6 protein-coding genes are annotated in these 6,892 nt (G+C 73.1%); all 6 read right to left on the reverse strand.

The annotated features are described in order from the left end of the window. Nucleotides 1–12 precede the first annotated feature (12 nt). Nucleotides 13–660 (reverse strand): DedA family protein, encoded by a 648-nt coding sequence (locus tag SPI96_RS05775; RefSeq protein WP_321081409.1) that lies wholly within the window; start codon nt 658–660, stop codon nt 13–15. Between the two features lie 10 nt (nt 661–670). Next, nucleotides 671–2,035 carry a thymidine phosphorylase gene (locus SPI96_RS05780; RefSeq protein ID WP_321081410.1) on the reverse strand — a complete coding sequence of 455 codons (1,365 nt, stop codon included), beginning with the start codon at nt 2,033–2,035 and terminating at the stop codon, nt 671–673. Between the two features lie 131 nt (nt 2,036–2,166). After that, the gene (locus SPI96_RS05785) at nt 2,167–2,574 is read right to left on the reverse strand and encodes a cytidine deaminase (protein WP_321081417.1); all 408 of its coding nucleotides are present in this window, start codon (nt 2,572–2,574) and stop codon (nt 2,167–2,169) included. Nucleotides 2,575–2,645: 71 nt separating this feature from the next. Continuing rightward, nucleotides 2,646–3,911 carry an ABC transporter permease gene (locus SPI96_RS05790; RefSeq protein WP_321081411.1) on the reverse strand — a complete coding sequence of 422 codons (1,266 nt, stop codon included), beginning with the start codon at nt 3,909–3,911 and terminating at the stop codon, nt 2,646–2,648. Continuing rightward, complete coding sequence (locus SPI96_RS05795) at nt 3,908–5,221, reverse strand: ABC transporter permease (RefSeq protein WP_321081412.1); 1,314 nt, start codon at nt 5,219–5,221, stop codon at nt 3,908–3,910. Before SPI96_RS05795 ends, SPI96_RS05790 begins: the two co-directional genes overlap by 4 nt. After that, on the reverse strand, nt 5,218–6,765 hold the full coding sequence (locus SPI96_RS05800) for an ABC transporter ATP-binding protein (RefSeq protein ID WP_321081413.1): 1,548 nt from the start codon (nt 6,763–6,765) through the stop codon (nt 5,218–5,220). Before SPI96_RS05800 ends, SPI96_RS05795 begins: the two co-directional genes overlap by 4 nt. Nucleotides 6,766–6,892 lie beyond the last annotated feature (127 nt).

A 6,892-nucleotide genomic window follows, 5' to 3' on the forward strand; every position in this document is an offset into this window, starting at 1 on the left:
ACGCACCCGGGCTCAGCGCAGCGCCGCCTCCTCTTCGGGGGCCAGACCGCCAGGGTCGCGGGCCAGCCTGCGCCGCAACACAGCCTTGAGCACACGGTCCAGCACCAGCCCCACCAGGGCGGCCCCCGTCACAGCCAGGGCGATCTGCAGCACCGGGTTGTGCAGCCAGCCGGCGGTGAGGCGGGCGATGGCGATCGAGTACGCGGACCAGAGCATCGTGGCCACGAGGTCCAGCGCCACGAACCGGCCCGGCGGGTACCGTACCGCCCCCGCCGTGAGGTTCACGGCCACCCGACCACCCGGGATGAACCGGGCGGTGAACAGCAGCAGCGCGCCGTGGGAGCGCAGGTGGCGCCGGGCCACCTCCACCGTGCCCCGCACCCGGCCGCAGCGCATCCACCGGAACCGCTCCGTGCCGACCACACGGCCCACGCAGTAAGCGGTCACATCCCCCAGGAACGCGCCCACGAACCCGGCCAGCCACAGCGCCCACAGCGGGAACGGCTCCCCGTCCCGGACGATCGAGCCCAGCGCCACCAGCACCGACTCGGACGGGAACACGGGGATGAGCCCGTCCAGCAGGCACAGCAACGCGGTCAGCGGCAGCGCCCACGGGTGCCCGGCCGCCGCCAGGATGAGATCCTCGAGCCACTGCAGCACGACGCCGGCCTCAGGCGATCCGGTCCAGCACCACGGAGCGGCCGCGCAGGGCGGCGGCCGCGGCGTCGTCCGCATCCCCCACGGACCAGCCGCCTTCCAGGGCGGCGGCCGCGCGGGCGAAGCGGGCGGGGGTGTCCGTGTGGAGGGTCATGATCGGCTGGCCCCGGCGCACGGCCTCGCCGGGCCGCACATGCAGCTCGACGCCGGCCCCGGCCTGCACGGGCTCGCCCTGGCGCTCGCGCCCCGCCCCCAGACGCCAGGCCGCCAAGCCCACCGCCATGGCGTCCAGCTCGGTGAGCACACCATCGCGCTCAGCCAGGACATCCTCCGTGTGGGCCGCCGTCGGCAGCGGTGCGGCCGGGTCCCCTCCCTGGGCGGCGATCATGCGGTTCCACACATCCATGGCCCGTCCGTTGGCGAGGTTCTCCGCAGGGTCCACGCCGGTCACGCCGGCCCCGGCGAGCATCTCGCGGGCCAGGGCCACGGTCAGCTCCACGACGTCGGCCGGGCCGCCGCCGGCGAGCACCTCCACGGACTCGCGCACCTCCAGGGCGTTGCCCGCGGTGCGCCCCAGCGGCACGGACATGTCCGTGAGCAGGGCGACAGTGTCCACCCTGGCGTCCCGGCCGAGGTCCACCATGGTGCGGGCCAGCTCCCGCGCGTCGTCCTCCCGCTTCATGAACGCGCCCGAGCCGACCTTCACATCCAGCACGAGCGCCCCGGTGCCCTCGGCGATCTTCTTGGACATGATCGAGGAGGCGATCAGCGGGATCGCCTCCACCGTGCCGGTGACGTCCCGCAGGGCGTACAGCTTCTTGTCCGCGGGGGCCAGACCGGAGCCGGCCGCGCAGATCACGGCGCCCACCTCGGAGAGCTGAAGCATCATCTGCGCATTGCTCAGATCCGCACGCCAGCCCGGGATCGACTCGAGCTTGTCCAGGGTGCCGCCGGTGTGGCCCAGGCCCCGCCCGGACAGCTGCGGCACCGCCACCCCGTAGGAGGCCACCAGGGGAGCCAGCGGCAGGGTGATCTTGTCCCCCACGCCGCCGGTGGAGTGCTTGTCCGCGGTGGCCAGGCGGCGGCCGTCCGGGGCGGTCAGCCCCGCGAAGTCCATGCGCTCGCCCGAGGCGATCATGGCGGCCGTCCACCGGGAGATCTCCGCGCGGTCCATGCCGTTGAGCAGGATCGCCATGGCCAGCGCGGACATCTGCTCGGCGGCCACAACCCCGCGGGTGAAGGCATCCACCACCCAGTCGATCCGGGCGTCGTCGAGGCGGTGCCCGTCCCGCTTGAGGCGGATGACCTCGATCGCGTCGAACGCCTCGGGCGCGGGGCCGGTGCTCGCGGAGGCGGTGCGATCGGGGGCGGAGGCCATGGGCGGAGGATCCCTTCGACGTCGGTGCACGGCCGTAGCGGCCGGGATCCCCAGACTACTGAACTCCGCCCCCGGGCTCAGGGGGCTGTGGGCAGAGGACCGGTGATCAGGCGGGGCCCGGCCCGCCGGGCTCAGGCCGGGCCAGGTCTGGGCTCCAAGTCCCCGGGCCCGAAGGCCAGAGGGAGGACCTCCTCGATCGCCAGGATCCCCACCGGGGTCAACAGCGCCATCCCGGGGGTGTGGAACTCCCACAGCAGCTGGCGGCAGCGGCCGCACGGCATGATCGGTTCCCCGTCCCCGCCCACACACACGAAGGCGATGAGCCGGCCCCCGCCACTCATCTGCAGAGCGGACACCAACGAGCACTCCGCACACAGGGTCACCCCGTAGGAGGCGTTCTCCACATTGCAGCCACTCACCAGACGGCCGTCCTCCGTGAGCGCGGCCGCCCCCACCCGGAACCCCGAGTACGGCGCGTAGGCGTGCTCAAGCGCCTCCGTGGCGGCCCGGCGCAGACGCGCCCAGTCCGCCTCCGGCACGGGGTGCGGGGCCGGTGTCGTGCACGGCCGGGCAGGGAGCCCGGAATCGTCCGCGGACCGGGGCGCCACGCTCACTCCTTCACGTAGGGCACGCCCGCGGCGGCCGGCCCGCGCGAGCGGCCCACAAGCCCGGCCACGGCGAAGACCGTCACCAGGTACGGGAGCATCGCCATGAACTGGCTGGGCACGGGGGTGCCGAGGATCGCGAACACATACTGCATATTCGTAGCGAAGCCGAACAGCAGGGCGGCGAAGAACGCCCCGATCGGGTTCCACCGGCCGAAGATCACCGCGGCGAGAGCGATGAAGCCCTGGCCCGCCGTCATCTCCTTTGAGAAGGAGGACGCGGAGACCAGCGTGAAGAACGCCCCGCCCATGCCGGCCACCGCACCGCCGAGTATCACCGAGACGTACCGGGTGCGGTTGACGTCGATGCCCACGGTGTCCGCGGCCTTGGGATGCTCGCTCACCGCGCGCACCCGCAGGCCCCACCGGGTGCGGAACAGGGCGAACCAGAGCAGGATCACGATCGCGTACATGGCGTAGCCGAGGATCGTCTGCCCGAACAGGATCTGCCCGACCACCGGCAGGTCCGCGAGCACGGGGATGCGGATCGGGGCGAAGTGCGGCGGGGAGTTCAGGGAGGAGTCGTTGGAGAGCACCGTGGAGAACAGGAAGCTCGTCAGGCCGGCCACGAGCACGTTCAGCACGACGCCCACGATCACCTGGTTCACGAGGTACTTGATGGAGAAGGCCGCCAGCAGCCAGGACACCAGGGCCCCGGCCACCACCGCCGCCAGCAGGCCCGCCCACGGGGAGCCGGTGACGGAGCCGACGACGGCGGCCAGGAACGCGCCCGCCAGCAGCTGGCCCTCGATGGCGATGTTCACCACGCCCGAGCGCTCGGAGAGGATGCCGGCCATGGAGCCGAAGATCAGCGGCACGGCCAGGGCGAAGGAGCCGGCGATCAGGCCCGGCAGCAGCACGGAGGTGTTGTCCGCGGAGGCCACCACCCACACCAGGAACGCGACGACGAACACGAGTGCGAACAGGCCCGCCGCCCAGCCCGGCAGACGCCGGCCGCGCAGGGTCAGCAGCCAGGCGGCCGCGGTGATCGCCGCGAGCACGAGGGTGAGGGCCCAGGCGGCGGGGCCGGCCGTCACGGGAACGTCCGGCAGGGTGACGATGTCACCGGACTGGGCGAGGCGGAACACGGCGGTCTCCGCGGGCGCGCGCAGGGCGAACAGCCCGAGGGAGACGAGGGTGAAGACGGTCAGGAGGATCGGGGTGGACCAGTGCCGGACCACCACGGTCTGCGTCGAGGCGGTGGCGCTCATCGGGCCTGTCCCTTCTCGGTCGGGGTCTCGGAGGTGAGGGCGGCCTCGGCCGCCGGAGCGGGGGCGTCCCCGGCGACGGCCGGGCGGGTCACCGGGTCCGCAGTGCGGCGGGCCCGGACGGCGCCCGGGGCCGGCAGGCGGAAGATCGCACGCACCAGGGGCGGGGCCGCGATGAACAGCACGATCATGGACTGCACCACCAGCACGACGTCGATCGGCACGCCCGTCTCGGACTGCATGGTCACACCGCCGGCGCGCAGGGCGCCGAAGAGCAGGCCGGCGAAGAGCACCCCCACGGGGTTGGAGCGGCCGAGCAGGGCCACGGTGATCGCGTCGAACCCGAAGGAGCCGGCCACCGAGCCGGCCAGCGCGTTCTCGGTGCCGGAGACGTGCGTCATGCCGGCCAGACCGGCCAGGCCGCCGGAGAGGGCCATCGCCGAGACGTAGGCGCCCTTGACGGACATGCCCGCGGTGCGGGCGGCGGCGGGGTTGGCGCCCACCGCGCGCAGGCGGAAGCCGAGGGTGCTGCGCTCCATGACCCACCAGGTCAGGGCTGTGACGGCCAGGGCCAGCACGAAGCCCCAGTGCAGGCGGAAGCCGTCCCCGAGCAGCAGCGGGAACATGGCGGTGTCCAGCAGGTCGTCCGAGACCGGGTTGATGGTGGCGGAGCCGCGCAGGATCGGGGTGGTCAGCAGGTAGGCCAGCAGGTTCGCGGCCACGTAGTTGAGCATGATCGTGAGGATCACCTCGTGTGCGCCGGTCCAGGCCTTGAGCACACCCACCAGGCCGCCCCACAGCACGCCGCCGAGCACGCCCATGACGAGCACGAGCAGCAGGTGCAGGCCGAACGGCAGGCCCGCGTTCACTCCGAACCAGGTGGCGAACATGGCGCCGAAGATGAACTGACCCTGGGCGCCGATGTTGAACAGGCCCGCACGGAAGGCCACGGCCACGCCGAGGGAGACGATGATCAGCGGGGTGGCCATCGTGAGGGTCTCGGTGAACGGGCGGATCATGTCCGCGAAGCCGTCGGCCCGGTAGTTGAACACGGCACCGCGGAACAGGGCGGCGTAGGCGTCGGTCACGGCCGTCCAGGCCGCGGAGAGGGCGTCCCCGGGCCGGGCGAACAGGTACCCGGAGGCGGTCTGGACGTCCTCGTCGGTGAGGGCGATCAGCACGGCGGAGATCGCCAGGGACAGCAGTACGGCCAGTGCGGTGACCACCCCGTTGCCGGCGAGGACGCGCCGCAGCGCGGCCCCGCCCTCGGTGGGGGGCGTCCCGGCGGGGCGCTCGGACAGGGCGGTGCTCATGCGCGGGGTCCTTCCTGGTGGTCGGGGACGACGGCGGCGGGGGCGGCGTCGGGGTCCTGGCCGGCCATGAGCAGGCCGAGGCGGTCCCGGGAGGCGTCGCCGGGCTCGATGCCGACGATCCGGCCGTGGTACATCACGGCGATGCGGTCGGCGAGCTCCATGACCTCGTCGAGCTCGGTGGAGACGATCAGCACCGGGGTGCCGGAGTCGCGCTCGGCGATGATGCGGTCGTGGAGGAACTCGATGGAGCCGACGTCCACGCCGCGGGTGGGCTGGGAGGCGATGAACAGGCGCAGCCCGTCCACGAGCTCCCGAGCCATGACGACCTTCTGCTGGTTGCCGCCGGAGAGCGCGGAGACGGGGATGTCCACACCCTGGGTGCGCACGTCGAACTCCTCCACGCGCCGCTGCGCGAGCGAGCGGATCGCCCCGGGGTGCAGCTGCACGGCGGACCCGGCCGGCGGGGTGTCGAAGCGGTTGAGGACCATGTTCTCGGCCACGGAGAAGGAGCCGACCAGCCCGTCGGTGGAGCGGTCCTCGGGCACGTAGCCCACGCCGGCGCGGATGATCTGCCGGGTGGAGCGGCCGAGCAGCTCGTGCCCGTCCAGGGTGATCGACCCGGTGGCCCGGTGCAGGCCCAGGATGGCCTCCGTCAGCTCGGTCTGGCCGTTGCCCTGCACACCGGCCACGGCCAGGACCTCGCCCTGGCGGATGCCGAAGCTGACGTCGTCCACGAGCAGCTGCCCGGTGGGTGAGGCCACGGTGAGGTGCTCCACACGGAAGGTCTCCTCCCCCAGCTGCGGGGGCGTCTTCTGGCGCTGGAGCACGACGTCGCGGCCCACCATGAGCGCGGCCAGCTCGGCGGCCGAGGCGCTCGGGTCCGCGGTGCCGACCACGCGGCCGCGGCGCAGCACGGTGATCTCGTCCGAGACGGCCCTCACCTCGCGCAGCTTGTGGGAGATGAACACGACGGCGGTGCCCTCGTCCCGCAGCCGGCGGATGATCCCGAGCAGCTCGTCGGTCTCCTGGGGGGTGAGCACGGCGGTGGGCTCGTCGAGGATGAGGATCCGGGCGTCGCGCACGAGGGCCTTGATGATCTCCACACGCTGCTGCACGCCGACCGGCAGGTCCTCGACGACGGCGTCCGGGTCCACATGGAAGCCGAACTGCTCCGAGATCTCCCGGATCCGGCGGCGGGTGGCCTCGAGGTCCAGGGTGCCGAGGGCGCGGGTGTGCTCGTCGCCGAGGGCGACGTTCTCGGCCACGGTGAACACGGGGACGAGCATGAAGTGCTGGTGCACCATGCCGATCCCGGCGCGCATGGCCTCGCCGGGCCCGGAGAAGCGCATCGGCTCCCCGTCCAGCAGGATCTCGCCCTCGGTGGGCTCGTAGAGGCCGAACAGGACGTTCATGAGGGTGGACTTGCCCGCACCGTTCTCGCCCAGCAGCGTGTGCACGCGGCCGGACTCGACGGTGAGATGCACGTCCTCGTTGGCGGCGAAGGAGCCGAAGCGCTTCGTGATGCCGCGCAGCTCGAGCTTCATGGGGGCCTTCCTGCAGGGGTCGGGGCCGGACGCGGGGCGGGGGCCGGGGGGGGGGGGGAGGGGGGGGGGGGGCCACCCCCCCCCGGGGGGGGGGGGGGCCCCCCGGCCGCGCGCGGGGCCGGGGGGG

Source organism: Micrococcus sp. (assembly GCF_034179925.1).
Lineage (GTDB): Bacteria > Actinomycetota > Actinomycetes > Actinomycetales > Micrococcaceae > Micrococcus.

Excerpts from the sequence above, each read along its gene's own strand:
- SPI96_RS05780 (WP_321081410.1), bottom strand. The coding sequence starts at position 2,035 with ATGGCCTCCGCCCCCGATCGCACCGCCTCCGCGAGCACCGGCCCCGCG.
- SPI96_RS05795 (WP_321081412.1), bottom strand. The coding sequence starts at position 5,221 with ATGAGCACCGCCCTGTCCGAGCGCCCCGCCGGGACGCCCCCCACCGAG.
- SPI96_RS05790 (WP_321081411.1), bottom strand. The coding sequence starts at position 3,911 with ATGAGCGCCACCGCCTCGACGCAGACCGTGGTGGTCCGGCACTGGTCC.
- SPI96_RS05800 (WP_321081413.1), bottom strand. The coding sequence starts at position 6,765 with ATGAAGCTCGAGCTGCGCGGCATCACGAAGCGCTTCGGCTCCTTCGCC.